This window comes from Flavobacterium soyangense (assembly GCF_015277675.1).
In the GTDB taxonomy this organism is placed as follows: Bacteria; Bacteroidota; Bacteroidia; order Flavobacteriales; family Flavobacteriaceae; genus Flavobacterium; species Flavobacterium soyangense.
In genome coordinates, this window is record NZ_JADHEC010000012.1 from 16513 (window position 1) to 39438 (window position 22926).

Here is a 22926-nt window from a genome sequence, read left to right on the forward strand (position 1 = left end):
GAAATATTGTCCGTAAATTTGCAATCTCAATTTTTTGACAACGATTTCATTAATTGAGTTATTTTATGGAAAACAGAAAAAAAGTGGCGTTCTATACGCTAGGTTGTAAATTGAATTTTTCGGAAACATCTACAATTGCCCGAAATTTTCAAGACGAAGGTTTTGACCGCGTCGATTTTGAAGAAGTGGCTGATATGTATGTCATTAATACGTGTTCGGTAACTGAAAATGCAGATAAACAATTCAAGCAAGTCGTGCGAAAAGCGATGAAACTTAACGACAAAGCTTTTGTGGCGGCGATTGGCTGTTATGCCCAATTAAAACCCGAAGAATTAGCTAATGTTGATGGTGTTGATTTGGTTCTGGGTGCCACCGAAAAGTTCAAAATCACCGATTACATAAACGATTTGTCCAAAAACGATTTTGGCGAAGTGCATTCTTGCGAAATTGAAGAAGCCGATTTTTATGTAGGCAGTTATTCCATTGGCGACAGAACTCGTGCTTTCTTGAAAGTGCAAGACGGTTGCGATTATAAATGTACGTATTGTACCATTCCGTTGGCAAGAGGAATTTCCCGAAGTGATGAACTGGAAAATGTGCTGAAAAACGCCAAAGAAATTTCAGGACAAGGAATTAAAGAAATTGTTTTGACAGGCGTAAACATTGGTGATTACGGAAAAGGGGAATTTGGTAACAAAAAACACGAACACACTTTTTTGGAATTAGTTCAGGAATTGGATAAAGTGGAAGGAATCGAGCGTTTGCGAATTTCATCTATCGAACCGAATTTGTTGAAAAATGAGACCATTGAATTTGTGTCGAAAAGTCGAACTTTTGTGCCGCATTTTCATATTCCGTTGCAATCCGGAAGCAATGAAATCCTGAAGTTGATGAAACGTCGTTACCTTCGAGAAATATATACAGAGCGAGTAAACAAAATTCGAGAAGTAATGCCTGATGCTTGCATTGGCGTGGATGTAATTGTTGGTTTTCCTGGAGAAACGGATGAACATTTCCTCGAAACTTATCATTTTTTGAATGATTTAGACATTTCGTATTTGCACGTTTTTACTTATTCAGAACGCGATAATACAGAGGCTGCCAAAATGGAAGGCGTTATTCCTGCTAATGTTCGAGCAAAACGCAGCAAAATGTTACGCAGTTTATCCGTAAAAAAACGTCGTGCTTTTTATGAAAGCCAAATTGGAACTAACAGAAGTGTTTTGTTTGAAAGTGAAAATAAAGAAGGTTATATTCACGGTTTTACTGAAAATTATGTTCGTGTAAAAACCCCTTGGAATCCGGATTTGGCAAACACTTTACAAGAAATCAATTTAACAAAAATTGATGAAGATGGAAGTGTGCGAATGGAATTCTTGAATATCGAGGTTTAAATTGAATTGCGACTTTCTATAAATAACAAACCCCTTTTTTCAGGGGTTTTGTTATTTAAAAAAGAAAAACATTACGGATTCGTAGACCAAATACTGCTATTTTTTATAAAAACACGTCGGTTTAATTTTAGTTGAGCGATGATTAATTCGGCCATATCTTCGGCTTGCATCACTTTTTCTGGATTACCGTCAGTAAGGTTCAGTTCTTTGGCCATATTTGTGGCAACGGTGCTTGGCATTAGAGCTGTCACGCGGATATTATGTTTTCGAACTTCTTGCATCAGCGAGTCGGTCAATCCTAAAACTGCAAATTTTGACGCACTGTAAGCACTTGTCAAAGCATTTCCATTTAGCCCTGCAGTTGAGGAAATGTTGATAATATCACCTATTTGTCTTTCGATCATATTAGGCAAAACCGCGCGTGTTACATAATAGGTACCCATTAAATTGACCTGAATAATGCGTTCCCAAGCAGCAGGTTCCAATTCCATGAATTTTCCGAAAGCAGCAATTCCAGCATTATTTATTAAAATATCGATGGTTTTAAATTCAGCTAAAGCTCTTTCTATGGAAGCATTTACCGAATTAATATCGGCAACATCAGTGGTTAATGCCAATGATTTTACTCCTAAAGTATTTGCTTCTTTGGCAACTTTATCCACATCTGCTTGGGTTCGTGCCAGCAAAATTACATTTACTCCTTCTTTGGCTAAAGCCAATGCGATTGCTTTTCCAATTCCTTTTCCTGCTCCGGTAATCAGTGCATTTTTATTTTTTAAGTTTATCATTATTAGTTGTGTTTTATGTCTAATGTTAATTTGAAAATTGTAGTTTCTAAAACTTCAGAATCTTTGTCTTCACAAAGGAAAAATTCCATTTTGTCTTGGGTTTTATTATAAAGTGTGAGACCTTCGAATTTATTGATGTCAGTGATTTTTTGTGTAAAATCGATTTTCATTGTTTGAGTGTCAATTCGGCCAATAATGCTTCCCAATATTTCCCCATCAGCATAAGTTGAAGTTGTGTCTTCTGCAGTTGCCAAAAAGTAGATTTTATTTTCGACTAAAATAGCATCAGTGAATGAAGTTTCTATATGTTTTATTTTTGGTAATTCGATTAAAATGAATTCTATTGTACCTTTTTCATCGAAATTATCATTTAATATTGCAATTCCATTTTTTGAATTGGCTCCGTTTCCTCGTTGGAATAAGTGCCATTTTTCGTTGAAGAATATAGCACCTTCAATGTTTAAATCTTCGTCAGAAAGTGTAGCGGTTTGTTTTATTTTTTTGTATAACTTTGACAAATCTTTTTCTTCTGTTGCTGCAGTTTCAAGATTATAGGTTATTTCTTTTTCTCTTTTAGCAGTTGAACCGGAACCAAAAATATGAAGTTTATTTCCTTTTAGTGCAATGGATTCAAAATCGTATTTGTCTTTTTTTGGTATATTTTCCTGAGCATTTTTTACTAATGGAATTCGGGTTAGTTTATTATATGGAATGTCAAATTGATAAAGAAATGAACCATTGTCTGAAATGATAAACAAGGAATTTTCTTTGTAAACTAATCCTGAAGCAGAACCAATACCGGTGATTTGGAATTGTGATTCGAGTGTAAATTTTTCCATAGAAGTGATTTTTAAACGAATACCCTAGCCCAGATAGAAGTGAAAATCCTTTTCTTTTTTTTTCTTTAAAAAAAGAAAAGATTGAAACGAATAGCTGGAAATAGCTTCGGATTATTATTTTTACAAAGATAAATTATTTATTATGAAGTCTATAAATCCGGATGATTTTAAAGTGGTTGACAAAATTGAATTGTCAAAAATCCCTACAAATTTATTTAATGGTGCCGATGGAGACGAGAAAGAATCCAAGCTAAATAAGGTGCAAGCTAAGTTGAGCGAGTTTCAGGATGTGATGTATGCGCACAATAAATATGGCGTTTTGATTTGTTTACAAGGAATGGATACGTCAGGAAAGGACAGTTTGATTCGGGAAGTTTTCAAGGAATTTAATCCGCGTGGTGTAGTTGTTCATAGTTTTAAAACGCCGAATTCATCCGAGTTCGAGCACGATTATTTATGGCGACATTATTTGGCTTTGCCAGAAAAAGGTAAGTTTGCTGTTTTTAATCGGACACATTATGAAAATGTATTGGTGACCAGAGTGCATCCTGAATATATTTTAAGTGAGAACTTGCCTGAAATTGAAAAAGTGGAGGATATTACTCCTATGTTTTGGGAAAATCGTATGAAACAAATCAATAATTTTGAGAAACATATTTCGCAAAACGGAACGATAGTGATGAAATTTTACTTTCATATGAGTAAAGAAGAACAACGAAAGCGCTTGTTGCGAAGATTAGAGGAAGAAAAACATCATTGGAAATTTTCGCCTGGAGATTTGAAAGAGCGAGAACATTGGGATGAATATATGGAATATTATGAGGAAGCGATTAATAAAACTTCTACGGGAATTGCACCTTGGTATATTATTCCCTCTGACGATAAGGAAATGGCACGATATATTGTGGCAAAAATTATTTGGGAAGAAATGCAAAAACATACAGATATAAAAGAGCCGGAATTAGACGAAAAGGTAAAAGCTAATTTTGCAGAATATAAAAAGCAGTTGGAAAATTAAATTTTTAAAAGCGGTTTTTATTGTTATCCCTTTCAGGATTTTAATCCCTAAAAGGGATAATTTTTTAAGTATATTTGCCAACCAAAATAAAAGAAATTGAATTTATCACAATATACCAAAGAGTTCTCCTATAACTTAAGATTAGCTTATCCCGTAATTTTGGGAATGCTAGGTCATACCTTAATAGGCATTGTTGACAATTTTATGGTTGGAAATCTTGGTTCAACAGAGTTGGCTGCGGTTTCGCTTGGCAATAGTTTTATATTTATTGGATTGTCATTGGGAATTGGATTTTCTACAGCAATAACACCTTTGATTGCTGAGGCCGACGCTAAAAAAGATGACAAAAAAATCCGAACTACCTTTCATCACGGATTGTTGTTATGCACGATTTTAGGAATTGCAGTATTCGTTTTAATCGTTTTGTCAAAGCCAATAATGAACTTGATGAATCAGCCTGTAGCAGTTGTAAAATTAGCTACACCTTATATTGATTGGGTTGCTTTTTCATTGATTCCAGTAATAGTTTTCCAAGGTTATAAGCAATTCTCGGATGGTTTATCGCAAACAAAATATTCGATGTATGCGATTTATTTAGCCAATGTTGTTCACATATTTTTTAATTATGTTTTAATTTATGGTGTTTGGGGTTTTCCAAAACTAGGAATTTTGGGAGCGGCTTTAGGAACTGTGATTTCCAGAATTATGATGGTGGTTTTTATGCATTTCATTTTAAGAAAAAATGCCGCTTTCAAGCGATATTTCAAGAATTTTAGTTTTAAAGAAATTCGAAAGTCAATATTGAATAAAATTATCAATCTTGGTTTTCCTTCGGCAATGCAAATGTTGTTTGAAGTGACATTATTTACAGCTGCAATATGGCTATCGGGTTCTCTTGGAAAAAACAGTCAGGCAGCAAATCAAATTGCGCTTATTATGGCATCAACAACCTTTATGTTTGCGATGGGTTTCAGTGTTACCGCAATGATTAGGATGGGTTTTCATAAAGGGTCGAAAGATTTTAAAAGCTTAATAATTACTGCGCGTTCTATATTTTTATTGACTATAATTTTTGAGATGTTTTTTGGGCTAATTTTTGTGGTTTTTCATAATTATTTGCCCCATTTATTTTTGAATATGTCCGATCCTACTCAAGTTTTAGACAATGCGGAAATTATTATTATTGCATCCAAATTACTTTTGGTGGCTGCGGTATTCCAAATTTCGGATGGAATTCAGGTGGTAGTTCTTGGTGCTTTGCGTGGTTTGCAAGATGTAAAAATTCCAATGTATATCACTTTTGTTGCCTATTGGGTTGTGGGATTTCCAACATCCTATTATTTGGGAAAACATACAAACTTAGGAGCCACTGGAATCTGGATTGGACTTTTAGCTGGACTATCATCGGCAGCTTTATTTTTGTATATTCGCTTTGCGAGATTGACAAAAAGGTTGGCATTGGAAAATTCTTAAAATTAAAGTTTTTTCTTAAAAAAGTGTAACTTCCTATTCAGTAACACGTATAATCATCGAACAAATTAATTTTCAAAAAAAAATGATACTATTAATTATTATTGGAGTTGTTTTATTGGTTTTAAGTTTTGGATTAAAAAGTAATGTGAGTAGTCCGTTTTCGAAATTTTCGAGTACACTTAGAAATATTGGACTTTTAGTAATTGCATTAGGGGTTTTCTCATCTATGTTCAAGCAAATTGATGCGGGAAAAGTGGGTGTTAAATCACTATATGGAAGCGTTCAACCGGATGTTTTGGAGAGTGGATTGCATTTGATAAATCCGCTTCTTGATGTAACCGATTTTGATATTCAAACTCAAAATTATACAATGTCCGCAATTCACGGTGAAGGAGCTCAGGAAGGCGATGATGCTATTCGTGTTTTGTCTAATGACGGACTTGAAGTGGTAATTGATTTGACCGTTTTATATCGAATTACCCCTGCAGATGCACCAATGATTTTCAAACAAATTGGGGTGAATTATAATGATAAAATTGTTCGACCAGTCACTAGAACCCGTATTCGAGACAATGCTGTTTATTATGATGCCGTAGCATTGTATTCTACTAAAAGAAACGAATTTCAACAACGAATTTTTAAAACTATTGAAGCAGATTTTAAAACCAGAGGTTTGGTTCTAGAGCAATTGTTGATTAGAAATATCAATCTTCCTCCTTCGGTTAAAGCATCTATAGAAAGTAAAATAAATGCAGAACAAGATGCTCAAAAAATGACTTTCGTACTTCAAAAAGAAAAACAGGAAGCCGAAAGAAAAAGAGTCGAAGCTCAAGGTATTGCTGATTATCAAAGGATTATTTCAATGGGATTAACCGACAAACAATTGCAATACGAACAAATAAAAGCACAAAAAGAAATTGCCACTTCTCCTAACACCAAAATTATTTTTATGGGTAAAGGAAGTGCACCAGTAATTTTGTCTGATAAATAATTTTAAAAATGAAGTTTGAAATGCAATATGTTCAAACTTTATTTTTATATCTAAAACCAAATATTTAAAATGGAATTACCAAAATTTTTACTCGGCGATAATACTGATTTTCCCGAAGATATTTTTATCATTCACCTTGATTATCCAAGATTTATTATCAATTTAAAAGATGATGAAGTCGAATTTATGGAAGAAGCTGAAGACCTTGATGAAGGTGAACTCAATGCCGAAATGGAAGGATTGATTGTGCTTGCAAATGAATTTTATGATAGAGAAATGGAACGATACGAGAAAGAATAATTTTTTTTATTGCTTTTCTAAAAAAAAAATAGCGGTTGCAAATGAGGATATATCCTCATTTTGCAACTGCTTTTTTATTGGTTGATTGAAAAAAAGTTATATTCAAATAAAAATAGTTGTAGTTTTAACAAATTAACATTCAGTACATTCAGTTTTTTATTAAATAAAAATTAAAAACTGGGGTAACAAAAACCAACATCTATTTATATATAAACATAACCCATTAAATTTAAAACAAGATGAAACATCCAAAAACAATTTTCAAAATTCTTATCGTTTTTCTTTTTGTTGCGCAAAATAGTTTTGCAAATAAGCCAATTCCAGGAGTTGGTATTGTAGTTAAAAAGAATCCAGGAACTGGTGGCTCTATTATTAAAACAGGGAATAATGGAGGTTTTTCTACCCAATTAGAAGAAGGTGAATATGAACTTTCTTTTCCACAAGACCAATTGCAATCCTCCATTAATAGAATGATAAAAATTAATTACACTAAGAGTACTTATCAATATGATGGTTCTGGTATTGAATTAGTTTTGGATAATCCGCAAATCCGCGTAAAATTAAAACCTAAAAAAGAGAACATTTACACCATTAATGAACAAAATAGTAGTTTTATAATTATTGTTCCTGCGGGTGGAGCAACACTTTCTGGAATATTGAGTTGGAATGATGACGTTATGAAGAATTCAATAAGTTGCCCTAATGGATTTGTGATGAAAAATGGGGAATGTGTTCCAATGGTTGATTCTGCATCGGAAAACAGAGGAATTGACAAAGCAGATATTAGGAAAAATACATCACTGAAATCAAATCCTTTATATGAATCAAATGGAGTAGGGGAAAATCCTTTATCCGAAACAAAAAGAAAAGGAATTAATGAAGGAGGTTTGAAAAAGAATGAAATTGAAAATGTCGCTAATGATGCAGAAGTAAAAGCAATAGCGGAAACAATGGTCAATCGAAAAAGTGTCAATAACATAAATGGTGGTATGCCCAATAGAATTTCGATGAATGTAACTGTTCCAAAACAAACTCAAGGAGCAACTTTTGGCGAAAAATTAAATTCTGGAAAAATAAATGTTACTTTAGTTGAAGGTGGTTGTGTGGTTTTATTTCCTTCTAATGTAGGTTACAGAGTAAATACTTCAGACAAAAGCATTAATGAATTGTCTAAAAATGAGTGTCAAGTTTTTGGCGAAAAAGTAAATGCAGGTCTTCATTCAGCAGGTGGTGCATTAGCGTCAGGTGCTTCTCTATTAGGAGGAGCTTTGCCAGGCGGAGCTATTATTTCGGCTGCAGTTTCTAGTGTGGGTAATTTAGCTGGTGGAGGTGGTGCTGCCGCTGCTTCGTATGCAAGAACTGGAAAAACGGTTCAGAAAATTCAAGATGACGAAAATGATGTGGTATTGGAATTGCAAGATGGAGAATGTGAATTAGTATTTGTTATAGTCGAAAAAGCAACTTCTGGTTTAAAAGACACTTTAAAAACTCAAGTTCGTATTGGTTTTAGCGTTGAAAATGGAGTTGTAAAACCAAAACAATATACAGGACATGTAACTTTGATGAAATAATTTATTTCTTGAAATACTTTTCCAATAATAATTGAGCGGCTGCAAAAGGGGATATTTCATCGTTTTGCACCGCTTTTTTTGTTGATTCTAAAAGTTTTTTAATTTCAGGATGATTGTAAAAGTTGGTTTTCAATTGTTCGTTAATAGTTTCTAACATCCAATATTGATTTTGTTCTTTTCTTTTTTCAAAGAAATAATTATTTTCTTTTGTGAGTTTTATGAACTTCTTGATACTTCCCCATACTTCAGGAATTCCTTCGTGAGTTATGGCACTACAAGTAGAAGTTGTTGGTGTCCAACCAGATTTCTTAGCAGGAAAAAGATGTAAAGCTCTGTTGAATTCTACTTTTGCTAAATTTGCCTTTTTAACATTATCACCATCAGCTTTATTGATAACAATTGCATCTGCCATTTCCATAATACCGCGTTTAATGCCTTGTAATTCATCGCCGGCACCAGGGATTTTTAATAGTAAAAAGAAATCTACCATACTGTGAACTGCAGTTTCGCTTTGACCAACGCCAACAGTTTCAATGAGTATGGTGTCAAAACCGGCAGCTTCGCAAAGTGTAATAGTTTCTCTGGTTTTTCGAGCGACGCCCCCAAGAGTTTCTCCAGAAGCCGAAGGTCTGATATAAGCGTTCTCATCTTTTACCAGTTCTTCCATTCGGGTTTTATCACCAAGGATACTCCCGTGAGAAATCGTGCTACTTGGATCAACGGCTAAAACGGCAACTTTTTTTCCTAAACCAGTCAAATATTTTCCAAAGGCTTCAATAAACGTGCTTTTCCCCACACCGGGAACACCAGTAATCCCTATTCGAACTGATTTATTTGCGTGAGGTAAACAAGCATTTATTACTTCATTGGCTTTTGCCAAATGGTTTGCATTGGTGCTTTCGACCAAAGTAATCGCACGACTCAGTGCAGAAATGTTTCCTAATAAAATCCCAGCAATCAATTCCTGCGAAGAAGGTTGGGTTTTTCTAAATTTCTGGACTTGGTTCACAGCATTTGAACTGATAATTTCTGGTGGAGAAATTCCAACTTTTTCGTGAAGCGCAGAGTGTTTAATCTTTTTGTTTTCCAAAACTTAAAATGGTTTTAGTAAAATTAGTGCATAAATAGGAGTTAATTTATTTTATGTACTAGAATTAATATGGTGATGAATATTCTAAATTTTATCCAAAAATAGTGCATTTATATTTATGCATTGCGGAAATACCAAATTAGTCAATATCTTTGAGGCATATGAACAACTTCATTCTAATCTTCGTTTTTTTGGTACTTGGAATTGTTCTGCAAAAAGTAAAACGCTTCCCAACTAATAGTTATAAATTACTAAATGATGTCGTGGTTTATTTTTGCCTTCCTGCTTTAGCTTTGTATTATATTCCAAAAATTAAATTAGATCATCAGTTATTTTTTCCAATTGGTATAGCCTGGATAGGATTTGCAGTTTCTTATTTGTTTTTTAGCTTTCTTGGAAAAAAATTGGGCTGGTCCAAAAAACTTACTGGTTGCTTAATTATTACTGCGGGTTTTGGAAACACTTCGTTTTTGGGATTTCCCATAATTGAAGCTTTATATGGTCAGGAAGCTTTAAAAACAGCTATTTTAGTAGATCAGCCAGGTTCTTTTGTTGTACTTTCTACCTTGGGAATTTTGACTGCAATTTTATACTCATCAGGGGGTTCTAGCGGGGTTCTTATTGTGAAAAAGATTCTATTTTTCCCGCCTTTTATCACCTTTGTTGTTGCTTGTTTGATGAATATTTTCAACTTTGAATTTCAGGATGTAATTCAGTTTTTGTAGCAAAAAATTGGAAGTGCGATGACCTCATTGGCTATGCTTTCTGTTGGTTTACAACTGCATTTTGACAGGAAAAGTCAGCATTGGAAATTCCTTGGATTAGGACTTTTGTTTAAACTGATATTGACTCCGGCGCTATTTTATTTATTGTACGTCGTGATTTTAAATCAACATTCCCAAATTATTCAAGTATCCATAATGGAATCGGCTATGGCACCAATGATTACAGCTAGTATTCTGGCATCTTCTTATGGTTTAAAACCAAAATTAAGCAGTATGATGATTGGTTTTGGAATACCATTATCTTTTATTACATTAATCTTTTGGTATTTTGTGGTAGGTTATATTTAAAATATATTTTTGCCTCTAAATTACTATTTTACAAAGAGTTCTTTATTATTCAAATATGAACACTTTTACTGATACGACATCAAAAAAAGGACATAATCCAATTGTTCAAAAAACAGTTTATTCGGTATTGTTTTCGATAGCATTTGCCCATTTATTAAATGATTTGATGCAAGTGGTTATTCCTTCTAGTTATCCATTATTAAAGCAAAACTTCCATCTATCTTTTACCCAAATTGGATTAATAACATTTGTTTTTCAGCTTACGGCTTCTTTATTGCAACCTTTTATTGGATTTTATACAGACAAAAGCCCAAAGCCATATTCATTGGTAATTGGAATGATTTTCACTATTTCAGGATTGGCATTCTTGTCACAATCGTCTTCTTTCTGGATGTTATTGGTATCCGTTTCATTTGTGGGAATTGGTTCTTCTATATTTCATCCTGAAGCTTCACGTGTTGCCTTTTTGGGTTCTGGCGGAAAACGAGGATTAGCGCAGTCTATTTTTCAATTAGGAGGAAATACCGGTAGTGCAATTGGACCATTATTAGTGGCTTTGATTGTGGCTCCTCACGGACAATCCTATATAATTTGGTTTGTAATTGCTGGGGTTTTAGGAATGATTATTTTGTCAAAAATTGCTAATTGGTATCAAAATCATTTGGATTTACGTGCTTCTAAAAAAATATTTTTAGAAGGGGGAACAGTTCATTTTTCTAAGAGTAAAGTCAATATTTCCATTGCGATTCTATTGTTGCTAATCTTCTCGAAGTTTTTCTATATGGCAAGTATGTCCAGTTATTTTACCTTTTATTTGATGCATAAATTTGGATTGACCATTCAACAATCCCAATTTCATTTATTCATTTTCTTGGCTTCAGTCGCAGCTGGAACTTTGATTGGCGGGCCTTTGGGAGATCGTTTTGGAAGGAAGTATATTATTTGGATTTCTATTCTTGGAGCTGCACCTTTTACTTTAATGTTGCCATATGCTAATTTATTTTGGACAGGGGCTTTGTCTGTAATTATTGGAGTAATTTTGGCTTCGGCATTTTCTGCTATTTTAGTTTTTGCACAGGAATTAATGTCAGGAAAAGTAGGAATGATTTCAGGATTATTTTTTGGTTTTGCCTTTGGAATGGGAGGATTGGGTTCTGCAGTTTTGGGTTATTTAGCCGATCAAAAGAGTATTGAATATGTATATAAAATAAGTTCTTTTCTTCCTTTAATTGGTGTCATAACTTACTTTCTACCAAATATGAAAAAGAAAAAAGCCAACAATTAATTTGTATTTTATTTATGATTTTACTTCTTAGAAGTATGGTTTTTTTTATTTAATTTTAGGTAATTAAAATAATAATAATTATGGCAACACTAAGATTAGGAGACATTGCTCCAGATTTTGAAGCGGAAACTACACAAGGAAAGATTCATTTCCACGAATGGTTAGGAAATTCATGGGGAGTATTATTTTCGCATCCCGCAGATTTCACACCAGTTTGTACTACTGAATTAGGAACAGTGGCAAATTATTATCCTGAATTTGTAAAGCGAAATACAAAAGTTATTGCATTGAGCGTTGATGGATTAGAGTCGCATTTAGAATGGATAAAAGACATTAATGAAACTCAAAACACCACAGTAAGTTTCCCTATTATTGCGGATGAGGACAAAAAAGTCGCCACTTTATACGATATGATTCACCCTAATGCGAATGATAAATTTACGATTCGTTCGGTTTTTGTAGTTGGATCTGACAAAAAGATAAAATTGACTTTAACTTATCCAGCATCGACTGGAAGAAATTTCGACGAGATTCTGCGTGTCATCGATAGTTTGCAATTGACTGCCAATTATAGCGTCGCAACTCCAGCAAACTGGAAAGACGGTGAAGATGTGGTTATATCACCAGCAATTCCGGATAGTGATATTCCTGCAAAATTTCCAAAAGGATTTAAACGCATAAAATATTACCTAAGGATGACCCCACAACCCAATAAATAAATTTTGTAGGTTTGTACAATAGAAAAGTACAATGAGAAATTTTTCATTGTTCCTTTTTATTTTAATATCGAATAAAGGGTTTTATTAAGCTTAAATTAAACGAGATTATTTATTTTGGCGTATTGCAGCAACATAATTGTTTTAGCATCTTTAATTTCTCCATTTTCTATCATAGCAAATGCTTCGTCAAAATGGTATTCCAGAACTTCAATATTTTCTTGTTCAGTGTCGACACCACCACCATTGTTTACTTTCATTGATGCATCATATTCGCCCACAAATAAATACAAGATTTCCGTTACTGATCCTGGTGACATATAGGTTTCAAAAACTTTATGAACTGTTGAAAGACGATAGCCGGTTTCTTCTTCGGTTTCTCGGATAATGCATTGCTCTGGATGATCTTTATCCAAAAGACCGGCGCAAACTTCAATCATCATCCCCGATGCATTTCCGTTGAGATAAGAAGGTAACCGAAATTGTCGTGTCAGAATAACGGTTTTTTGAGTTGAATTGTAAAGCAAAATTCCTGCTCCATTTCCACGATCGTATACTTCACGAATATGTGTCTCTATGGTGTTGTCTTCTTTTTGATAATCGTAAGTTACTTTATTTAAAAGATACCAATTGTCTGAAAGCAAATCAGTTTGACGGATTTTTATTTTTGGGTTGTTCATTTTTTCATTTTAGTTTATAAAGATAGTATAAAGCTAAGTATTGGCTTTGTTTGAATATTAATTACAATAATTTATTTAACATTTGTATATTTAGCTGGTATTAAGGTTAATTCTTTTGTTAAATTAAGTAAATAATTCTTATAAGTCATTTTTATAAATTTTACGAATCTTAAGTGGTTAGTGTGTAATTTTTAAATCGAAGATATGATAATTAAGCCCATTCAAAGATTGTTCCATCAGAATATTATTATAGGATTTGCTCCGTAAAATTATTCCGCATAAGATAATTCCGGTGAATTTTAGTAACTTATTGGTTATTTGGGTGTTTGCTCAGATTCTTTGTAAATTCTACTTAATACCCTGTGAATTTAAATTTAAATTTTTTTTATCAAAAATTTTAAAATTAGAAAATTAGGAAGTAAGTTTTATAGTAGAACAAGCAATTATATTTTTTACCTAATTGGATTGATAATATAAAAATATAGTTTGCTAATTAGAAGCTATTTTAAAGATTAAATCCTAACAGGTTTTTGAAGTCTGTTAGGATTTTTATTTTTTTTATTTTTTATATAATTTAGAACTGTCTCTGTATCCGTTTTTATCGATGTACCAATCCATAAAGTTAGTTCCTTGACTTTCAGCCCATTTATTAAACAATAAAAAGGCTTTAGTAATATCTTGTTGTTCTGCTGGATAAGCAAATTGCACCGGAATATTAATTGCCCACGGTAAATTATTATCAGACATGTAATATTTTTGGGTAGCTAAATTGCTGTCATCATCTCCAGTACCAAATTTAGATTTATCAGCCAAATCGGTTGGTGTGTTTGCTGGCAAATGTATTTCTTTTCCACGAATACCACTTGCTACAATAAACGGATTGTAAGGTGCTGTTCCAAAACTACTTAATGGCATTGGTGTTATAAATTCTATTTTTATGTTCATTGTTTTAGGAGCACTATAGGCACCACCCACATAAGTGTTAGTAATAGCTGTAGCTGTATTAAGCACTTTATAAGGGTCATCAAAAATAGGAATAACTGCTTTGGATTGCTTTTGTTCTGTTCCATTTGAATTCAAAGTAAATACACCATTATTTAAATTTTGTCCTGTAACTGATTTAACATTACTTGGAGTGGTGTTAAATTGTAATGAAAACCCATTTTTAAATGATGCTCCTATAGCTCTAACGGTTAATGCAGCATTTATTTCTACTATTTTATTGCTGGCATTGGTTACTTGATTAAAATTGTAATCCACAACTAAATCGTTGAAATCATAATCCCCTTTAGATGGCCATAAATCTTCAAATGCCAATGTTCCTGTACTATTTTTAGCTGGATAATAGTTATTAAACGCTTTTGTAGGATCTGTTGGATATTCATCAAGTGAATCACCTACACCATCACCATCAGTATCTTTTGGTGTATCTATTGATTTTATTTTATCCGTTTTGGCCGCAGAGAATGGAGAGACAGTTGAATAGAAAATTCCATCATTAAAATCTTCGTCTGAACCTTTTTCACGATTAATATCTTCAAAACCAAGTAATAAAAGTTGACGTTTATTGTCTTTTAAAACTACATTGTGTTTTTTCTTATCAATGTTGGTCTCAGGATTAAAGCGTTTGTCTGAATAGAATTTTCCATTGCCTGAACCAATTGAATTTGTTGAAGAATTAAAACTGTTAGCAATAAAAAACCAAGCTACTGTAGTTCCTGAAGGAAAAACTGTGGTGTATTTATTTGTTGAAGGATCTAAATATAGTAATTGTACTTTGTTACCTGAACGTAAAGACCCTCCAGAACCATTATAAGAAACATTTGGGAAAATAATAGTTTGATCTTTAATTTCAGTTTGACTAGCAGGAGGATTGTCATTTTTATGTGTATAATATCCAAGTGCATTTCTGTATCCAGCACCTTCGTGAACAAATGTAACCCAAACTTCGGCATCAGCTATAAGTTCTATATTTCCATTATCACTAGAATTTAAATATTCAGGATGAGATACAGGAAGTCTAAGGTTTTCAGGTAAAGAAGCATTTACATCCGCTAAAAAATCATTAGCTATATTGCCACCTACATTCAATAAGTAATTTGGTTTTCCTTGGTTATCCCAAGAACCTAGTACATAGTAGCCGCTCATTTTTATTGGATCAGGTATAACGGCTGTTGAGGTGGTTTTTAAAGCACCATTAGACTTGTTAGTTTTTTGGGATGATGAACCGCCAACTACGACATTAAGATTCTTAGAATCTATTTTCACCTGTTTTAATGATGGTAAACCAATATGATTTACTAAAACACTCAAGCTATCAACAAAAGTTTCAGGTGCAATTTCGCAGTCTAAAAGACCACTATTTGAACTAATTCCTTTAAATGCTAAAAAATCGCTGCTGTTTTCTTTAAGCAAACCTTCAGGTGTTAAGGGGTTTTGGGTGTAAATTTGAACAGGTACACCTCCAATAGGTTTGTTTTCTGAATTTAAGGTCGAAACTGAAACCGTTATTTGTTTTGTGGTTTTAAAATCGAAATTGGCATAATTTTGATCTTTGCTAATTTCCTTGTCACTGACACAGGAATATAACAAAATACTGAAAATTGAAGATAAAACGAGACTAGTTTTGGGGCTAATTGTTTTCATATTTAATATTTATTTAGGATTACTTTTGTATGATTTATTATTCAAAAGATATTATTCAGCATTTAGCAGCAATATGTTTTTAATTCTATTATTTGCAGGTTGATAAATCTCATTGTTACTCATTATGTATGAATTTTTTTCACAAAAATATATTAAAATTTTAAGAATTAGGTGTTTTTATAACTAGTTATTTCATAAAAAATAATTGCTGCAGATAAGTTATTAACAATCAGTTTGTTGTATTTTTATTTTTGAATTTTTCATCAATGAACTAAATTAAGGATTCCTCGCTTTTAAACTAAGGTTTTTGAAAGTAGTTCCCCAATTATTATTGTTAGTATCGTTAGGAAATCCTGCTTCTATAAGTAATGCATCGGTATCATTTTCATTGTATTTCCATATCCAAGCGCAAACAGATTTACCACGATTGTAGAGTTCGTTTAACAAAAACTGCGGATTCATAAGCTCGCCTGCATTCATTGGAGCAGTTTCTCCAAAAATTACAGGTAAATTGTTAGTTTGTAAATTGTCTAATCGACTTGTAATATTGGTGTTGCTTACTAAAAGCCATTTTTCATAAGCGTGAATATCATAAAGAATATTAGTTTTGTTTGCTAAAAATGAAGTTCCTTTATTTATCAATACACTTTCGTCTTGACCTTGCTCTGCACAAGGAACTATAATGATACTTGTATTGCCGGTGTTTCTAATATTGGTAACCATTGCGTTCATATCATTTATCCAAATTGCATCAGTATAACCATCAGCTCTATCAAATCGATAAGGCTCATTCCAAACTTCAAGCCACACATCGGGTTGGTTTTTAAATTGATTTGCCCAACTTTGCAACTTTATTTTATAATTAGCAAACCAAGTAGTTCGAGCAGGCATTGTTCCTGAAAATAACGTTGCCGAGGTTCCATCCCAACCAAAAGCACAAAGAATTGTTATTCGGTTGTTTAACCTATTGCCATCTACTATTTTTTGTAGCGAATGTAACCAATTACCATTCGAGTCTTGAATTGGACTACCATCAATGGGATTTTCTTTGATATTTCCAATAAATTCCCTAGCTATATCCATTTTCCAAGATTTCATATCATCATTGCTAGAAATACTTGCACCAAACGAATGAAAAGCATTTGCTCCAATTAATTGAATTGGTTTGTTAGAATTTAAAATTTTTGTGCCCGAAACAGTATATCCATTTTGAGAAATTGGAATAATAACGGTTTCCGATTTTGAACATGAAATAAAAATCGGAAACGATGAAACAAAAAAAATAAAATAATTTTTTTCATATAGGGATATAAAAAATGCCCTCGAAATTTCAGAGCGTTTGATGTTTATTTTAAAATCGTTTGCTTTCTGTCTGGCCCTACAGAAACAATTTTTATGGGAACTTCAACTTCCTTTTCTATAAATTCAATGTATTCTTTCAACTCGATTGGTAATTGATCATAAGTGGTCATTCCGGTCAAATCGGCTTGCCATCCCTTGAATTCTTTGAAAACAGGAGTTACATTTTCAGGTTCGATGTTGTAAGGAAAATGAGAAATGGTTGCGCCTTTGTAATTGTATTCCGTACATACTTTCAAAGTTGGAAAACCAGAAAGAATATCGCCTTTCATCATCATTAATTGGGTAACGCCATTAATTTGAACAGCATACTTTAAGGCAACTAAATCTAACCAACCACAACGTCTTTGTCTTCCGGTTACAGACCCAAATTCATTTCCAACTCTTGCCATTGTTGCGCCATCTTCGTCGAAAAGTTCCGTTGGAAAAGGACCACTTCCTACGCGAGTTACATAGGCTTTAAAAATTCCGTAAACTTCTTTTATTTTATTGGGAGCAATTCCTAAACCAGTACAAGCACCAGCTGCGGTAGTATTGGATGAAGTCACAAACGGATAAGTTCCAAAATCAACATCCAATAATGAGCCTTGGGCACCTTCGCACAAAATAGCTTTTCCTGCTCTTTGTGCTTGATTTAAGTATTCTTCACTGTCTACAAAATCTATTTTTTTCAATTCTTCGATGGATTCAAAGAATTCTTTTTCCATTTCTTCTAAATTGTACTGAATAGCAACATCGTAGAATTTAATCATTTCTTCGTGCTTGTTTGCCAAAGCGCGGTATCTTTCTTTGAAATCTTCTAATTCAATATCACCAACACGGATTCCGTTTCTGCCGGTTTTGTCCATATAAGTTGGGCCAATTCCTTTAAGTGTAGATCCAATTTTTGCTTTTCCTTTTGAGGCTTCAGATGCAGCATCAAGTAAACGATGCGTAGGTAAGATTAAATGTGCTTTTCTGGAAATTATTAATTTATTTTTTAAGTCTAAATTAAATTTGGCCAAGCCTTCAATTTCTTTTTGAAAAACAACAGGGTCTATTACAACTCCGTTTCCAATAATGTTTACGGCAGTTTTATGAAAAATCCCTGAAGGAATGGTTCTTAAAACATGTTTTATTCCGTCAAATTCTAAAGTGTGTCCCGCATTTGGTCCACCTTGAAAGCGAGCAATAATATCATATTTTGAAGTAAGAACATCGACAATTTTTCCTTTTCCTTCGTCTCCCCATTGTAATCCTAGTAATAAATCTACGGTCATTCTGTGTGTTATTTGTAGTTAATTTGTGTGTTATTTTTGTTTTTTTGTTCCGTATAAGTATAGGGAGTGGTTTGTAATTTCTATATCGAATATTTCTTCGATTGTTTTTTTGATAATTTGAATTCTTGGATCACAAAACTCAATTACTTCACCAGTATCAGTCATTATAATATGATCATGTTGCTTGTCGAAATAAGATTTTTCGTAATGTGCCTGATTTTGTCCAAACTGATGTTTGCGAACCAGACCTGATTCCAATAAAAGTTCTATTGTATTGTAGAGAGTTGCTCTACTCACACGGTAGTTTTTGTTTTTCATTTTGATATAAAGATTCTCTATATCAAAATGCTCTTCGCTCTCATAAATTTCTTGAAGTATTGCATAGCGTTCAGGCGTTTTGCGATGTCCTTTGTTCTCAAGATACATCGTAAAAACACTTTTTACAATTTCTTGATTTTTGCTGTTATCTGTTGAAATTTGTGTCATATCATGCAAATATAAATTATTATTTTCTAGTTTAGAAGTTTAGAAGTTTAAAAGTTTAGTTACTAAATTAATAACCTTCTATACTTATAACTATCTCTTAATTTTTATATTCTCGACTTACTTTATCAATACCATCAATTTGCTTGATATTATCAATTAATCTTTTAAGAATATTATTATTTTGTACGATTACAGCGATTTGGCCTTTAAAAATTCCAGCTTCTCCACTCAAAGATATACTTTGAATGTTTACATTCATATTGTCAGAAATTACTTTAGTAAGCTTATTTGTAAGTCCTATAGTATCCATTCCGGTGATGTGCAAAATTGCTTTAAATTCCTGTTGTGAGGAATCTATCCATTTTGCTAAAATAATTCTATAAGCATAATTCGATTGAAGACTTATCGCATTAGGACAATCTCTTTTGTGAACTTTAATTCCTTCGTTTATTGTTATAAAACCAAAAACTTCGTCGCCGGGAATGGGATTGCAACAAGTGGATAATTTATAATCTAGCTTGTCTTGGTCTGCGCCAAAGACTAACATGTCATAATTACTGTTCAATACCTGTTTATGAATGTCTTCGTTGGCGGTACTTGCAGAACGTTTTATTTTGCTCTTGAAAAAATTAATAAAAGTATTGCTTTTTTGAGCAGCGTAATCTTTCAATTGCTGATTTTCGATGGCTCCAACTCCCACTCGGTAAAACAAATCCAAACTGGTTTTTAGTTTAAAAAAATTGACCAATTCATTGACAACTGATTCGCTTAAAGTAATCTTTAAGTGTTTTAGTTTTCGGGTGAGAATTTCTTTTCCTTCCTCGGCAATTTTCTTCGTGTTTTCGTTTAGAACATTTTTTATTTTATTTTTTGCTCTCGAAGTGGTCACATAATCAAGCCAGTTGATGGTTGGCTTTTGATATTGAGAAGTAATAATTTCGATTTGATCACCACTTTTTAATTCGTGATTTAAAGCTACTAATTTTCCGTTGACACGGGTTCCTCTAGTGCGAATTCCAACTTCGGAGTGAATGCTAAAGGCAAAATCAAGTGAAGTAGCGCCTTTTGGCAATGATTTTATTTCTCCTTTTGGAGTAAATACAAAGATTTCCTTGGAATATAGATTCATTTTGAAATCCTCAACAAAATCTACGGCATTGGCTTCTGAATTTTCCAAGGCTTCTTTCAGCAAATTAAGCCAAATGTCTAAACCACTTTCTTCGGAACCACCTTGTTTGTATTTGTAATGGGCAGCATATCCTTTCTCTGCAATTTCGTCCATACGTTCGCTTCGAATCTGAACTTCAACCCAACGCCCTTTTGGTCCCATAACAGTAATGTGCAAGGCTTCGTAACCAGTCGTTTTTGGAGATGAAATCCAATCTCGCAAACGGCTTGGACTTGGTCTGTAATGATCAGTTACAATTGAATATATTTTCCAGGCAAGGAATTTTTCTTCGTGTGGATTTGATTTGTAAACGATGCGCAATGCAAATTTATCGTAAACTTCATCGAAGCCAACTCCCTGAGCTTTCATTTTTCTATAAATGGAATAGATGGATTTTGGTCTTCCTTTTATGATATAATCGAGTTTTTCTTCGTCTAATGCAGATTGAAGAACATCTGATATGTCTTTTATATATGCATCTTGCTCTTCTTTGGTTTCTTTTAACTTGCTTACAATGTCATTGTAAATTTCAGGTTCTGTATATTTTAACCCTAAATCCTCGAGTTTGTTTTTTATTTTATATAAGCCTAATCTATGGGCTAGAGGTGCATAAATGTATAATGTTTCAGAGGCAATCTTGACTTGTTTAAAATCTTCCATCGTGTCCAAAGTTTGCATATTATGCAATCTGTCGGCGATTTTTATCAGAATTACGCGTACATCATCATTTAATGTGAGGAGCATCTTTCGAAAATTTTCGGCTTGCATCGAAACATTCATCTCCTTTTGAACCTTCGAAATTTTGGTCAATCCTTCTACCAGTTGGGCAACTTTTGGATTAAATATTCGTTCGATATCTTCTACTGTTATTGGAGTGTCTTCGACGACATCGTGCAATAATGCTGCTGCAATAGCTGTTGCTCCCAAACCTATTTCCGAAGCTACAATTTTTGCCACAGCGATAGGATGAAAAAAGTAGGCTTCACCAGATCTTCTTCGTTGTTCTTTATGTGCATCCATGGCAACATCAAAAGCTTTACGAATGAGTTTTTTATCTTCGGGAGTTAAGGTTTGGTAACTAATACGAAGTAACTCTTTGTATTCCTGAAGGATTGCCTTGTTTTCTTTTTCAAAATCTATTTCTAACATAAAAAAATGGTTCAATTTCTAAAAATAGAAAAAAGTAATGAGATATGCAAACAGTGATTGCAATTTATAATTTTGAAAAATTTATTCCCTAACTCTGGCAAAATCCAAATCCTGAAAATCATAGCTAAAGTCTGTTAATTCTGAAATGGGCTTCATTTTTATAGCATCCAATTTTCCTGTTTCATCAATCTCAAAAAACAAAAAAGCATCAGCATTAAAGCTGCGATTATTCCATTTTACCACGAAGGTATTGTCTTTATAAAAGAAAACTTCGCCAGTCAATTTCGGTGAACGAATGGATTTAAAAAATAATTTTCCTTTTTTCTCTGAAAGTTCAATTTGGCCAAACCAATTATCCACATAAAAACCAGTGTATTTTTTACCATCAATTTTTACTTTGTCTTTTTGATTTTTGGCAACGACAGCCCAAACTTCTTCAGTGGTTTTATCAGATTTAGATATGTTGTCTTTTTCCCGTTTGCTATACAATTGCACATAATCTGTGTAAGGAATATTTAAATAGGTGTCTTTGATTGTATTGGTAATGGCAGTAAAAGCTGCTCCAGATTGCTGATTTGTCAAAACCACAATTCCCAAATTCAACTCTGGGAATAGAGTAGTTTGAGTGACAATTCCTTCTAGTCCACCAGTATGGGTAACTTGTTTGTAGCCTTTGATATCACTCAAAAACCAACCCAAACCGTATCCGCTAAAATGTGTGTTATAAGGCGCTCTTGTATTTGCAGGAATTATGGTTTGAAGACTCCACATTTCATCTTGTTCTTTTTTAGAAAATAATTGATTCTGTTTTTCTGGACCATATTTTCCGTTTTGTAATTGCAGAATCATCCATTTACTCAAATCGTTTGCACTTGAATAAATCCCGGCTGCCGCGTCGAAAGTGTGATTTTTATAACGAGAAATTATTTTTAGTTTTCCATCTGTCGGGACGTGAGGAGCTATAATATTTGTAGTGTCTTTAAGTCTTGAATAGGAAGCTGCGCTATTATTCATTTCCAATGGTCTCATTATACGTTCTTCAATAAAATCACACCATGTTTTACCGCTTACTTTCTCTATGACTTCACCGGCAACAATATATAATAAATTGTCATAGTCATATTTTGTTCTAAAAGCTGAAACGGGTTTTAAATACTGCAAATTGTGAATAATATCAGTCGCTTTAAAGTCGCTTCCGTCAGGCCAAATCATTAAATCTCCAGCGCCTAGTCCAAGTCCGCTTCTGTGAGTCAATAAATCCCGAATGGTAAATTCATTGGTCACATACTCATTATACATTTTAAATTCAGGAAGATATTGGGTTACTTTATCATCCCAATTCAGTTTTTTTTCATCGACTAACATTGCTAAAGCGGCTGTTGTAAAGGCTTTACTGTTAGATGCAATTCCAAATAATGTGTTTGCATCTACTTTTTCTTTGGTAAGAATTGATTTCACTCCATAACCTTTGGCGTGAACAACTTTTCCGTCCTTGACAATGGCTACCGCAATTCCGGGAACGTTAAAATTTTTCAATGTATTTTCGACTAAAAGATCCAATTGAGGCTCAGTTATCTGGGCATTTGTATTGAAATGGATAAATAACAATAACACAATGACTAATTTACAATTCATATTCAT

At 33.2% G+C, this 22926-nt stretch carries 20 protein-coding genes; 10 read left to right on the forward strand and 10 right to left on the reverse strand.

All coding sequences use genetic code 11. The features are described 5' to 3' along the window. Positions 1-65: 65 nt before the first annotated feature. Entirely contained in the window at positions 66-1394 is a 1329-nt protein-coding gene (gene mtaB / locus IR213_RS07130) for a tRNA (N(6)-L-threonylcarbamoyladenosine(37)-C(2))-methylthiotransferase MtaB (protein WP_194311618.1), read from the forward strand. 71 nt (positions 1395-1465) lie between these two features. Here mtaB and IR213_RS07135 read toward each other — a convergent pair whose 3' ends face one another. Beyond that, entirely contained in the window at positions 1466-2182 is a 717-nt protein-coding gene (locus tag IR213_RS07135; protein WP_194311619.1) for a 3-ketoacyl-ACP reductase, read from the reverse strand. A 2-nt stretch (positions 2183-2184) separates the two neighbouring features. Then, entirely contained in the window at positions 2185-3021 is an 837-nt protein-coding gene (locus IR213_RS07140; RefSeq protein WP_194311620.1) for a DUF6929 family protein, read from the reverse strand. Positions 3022-3163: 142 nt separating this feature from the next. Between IR213_RS07140 and IR213_RS07145 the strand changes: the two genes are divergently transcribed. From IR213_RS07145 to IR213_RS07165, 5 genes are all read left to right on the forward strand, one after another. Continuing rightward, a complete protein-coding gene (locus IR213_RS07145; protein ID WP_194311621.1) occupies positions 3164-4039 on the forward strand; it encodes a PPK2 family polyphosphate kinase in 876 nt (291 codons plus the stop codon). Positions 4040-4135: 96 nt separating this feature from the next. After that, the gene (locus IR213_RS07150; protein ID WP_194311622.1) at positions 4136-5512 is read left to right on the forward strand and encodes an MATE family efflux transporter; all 1377 of its coding nucleotides are present in this window, start codon (positions 4136-4138) and stop codon (positions 5510-5512) included. Between the two features lie 82 nt (positions 5513-5594). Beyond that, positions 5595-6503, forward strand: a complete 909-nt coding sequence (locus IR213_RS07155; RefSeq protein ID WP_194311623.1) for a prohibitin family protein — start codon at positions 5595-5597, stop codon at positions 6501-6503. Positions 6504-6572: 69 nt separating this feature from the next. Next, entirely contained in the window at positions 6573-6803 is a 231-nt protein-coding gene (locus tag IR213_RS07160; protein WP_039110009.1) for a hypothetical protein, read from the forward strand. A gap of 239 nt (positions 6804-7042) precedes the next feature. Beyond that, positions 7043-8374, forward strand: coding sequence for a hypothetical protein (locus tag IR213_RS07165; protein WP_194311624.1), 1332 nt, complete (start codon positions 7043-7045; stop codon positions 8372-8374). A 1-nt stretch (position 8375) separates the two neighbouring features. Here the strand turns inward: IR213_RS07165 and meaB are convergent, their stop codons facing one another. Further along, entirely contained in the window at positions 8376-9464 is a 1089-nt protein-coding gene (gene meaB, locus IR213_RS07170) for a methylmalonyl Co-A mutase-associated GTPase MeaB (RefSeq protein ID WP_194311625.1), read from the reverse strand. A 161-nt stretch (positions 9465-9625) separates the two neighbouring features. On the opposite strand from meaB, the gene IR213_RS16560 reads away from it, so the two are divergent. From IR213_RS16560 to IR213_RS07185, 4 genes are all read left to right on the forward strand, one after another. Beyond that, positions 9626-10189 (forward strand): AEC family transporter, encoded by a 564-nt coding sequence (locus IR213_RS16560; RefSeq protein ID WP_317173127.1) that lies wholly within the window; start codon positions 9626-9628, stop codon positions 10187-10189. Between the two features lie 18 nt (positions 10190-10207). Then, complete coding sequence (locus IR213_RS16565) at positions 10208-10537, forward strand: AEC family transporter (RefSeq protein ID WP_317173128.1); 330 nt, start codon at positions 10208-10210, stop codon at positions 10535-10537. A 55-nt stretch (positions 10538-10592) separates the two neighbouring features. After that, positions 10593-11822 (forward strand): MFS transporter, encoded by a 1230-nt coding sequence (locus IR213_RS07180; RefSeq protein ID WP_194311626.1) that lies wholly within the window; start codon positions 10593-10595, stop codon positions 11820-11822. A gap of 80 nt (positions 11823-11902) precedes the next feature. Continuing rightward, complete coding sequence (locus tag IR213_RS07185) at positions 11903-12541, forward strand: peroxiredoxin (RefSeq protein WP_194311627.1); 639 nt, start codon at positions 11903-11905, stop codon at positions 12539-12541. Positions 12542-12636: 95 nt separating this feature from the next. On the opposite strand, the gene nudK is transcribed toward IR213_RS07185, so the two are convergent. From nudK to IR213_RS07220, 7 genes are all read right to left on the reverse strand, one after another. Next, on the reverse strand, positions 12637-13218 hold the full coding sequence (gene nudK / locus IR213_RS07190; protein WP_194311628.1) for a GDP-mannose pyrophosphatase NudK: 582 nt from the start codon (positions 13216-13218) through the stop codon (positions 12637-12639). A 558-nt stretch (positions 13219-13776) separates the two neighbouring features. Continuing rightward, positions 13777-15864: an LruC domain-containing protein gene (locus IR213_RS07195; protein ID WP_194311629.1), complete on the reverse strand. Its 2088-nt coding sequence runs from the start codon at positions 15862-15864 to the stop codon at positions 13777-13779. 276 nt (positions 15865-16140) lie between these two features. After that, positions 16141-17175, reverse strand: coding sequence for a cellulase family glycosylhydrolase (locus IR213_RS07200; protein ID WP_394354907.1), 1035 nt, complete (start codon positions 17173-17175; stop codon positions 16141-16143). Positions 17176-17210: 35 nt separating this feature from the next. Then, the gene (locus tag IR213_RS07205; RefSeq protein ID WP_194311630.1) at positions 17211-18482 is read right to left on the reverse strand and encodes an adenylosuccinate synthase; all 1272 of its coding nucleotides are present in this window, start codon (positions 18480-18482) and stop codon (positions 17211-17213) included. Between the two features lie 30 nt (positions 18483-18512). Continuing rightward, the gene (locus IR213_RS07210; protein ID WP_194311631.1) at positions 18513-18968 is read right to left on the reverse strand and encodes a Fur family transcriptional regulator; all 456 of its coding nucleotides are present in this window, start codon (positions 18966-18968) and stop codon (positions 18513-18515) included. Positions 18969-19065: 97 nt separating this feature from the next. After that, positions 19066-21285, reverse strand: a complete 2220-nt coding sequence (locus tag IR213_RS07215; RefSeq protein ID WP_194311632.1) for a RelA/SpoT family protein — start codon at positions 21283-21285, stop codon at positions 19066-19068. Positions 21286-21366: 81 nt separating this feature from the next. Then, positions 21367-22920 (reverse strand): serine hydrolase, encoded by a 1554-nt coding sequence (locus tag IR213_RS07220; protein WP_194311633.1) that lies wholly within the window; start codon positions 22918-22920, stop codon positions 21367-21369. Positions 22921-22926 lie beyond the last annotated feature (6 nt).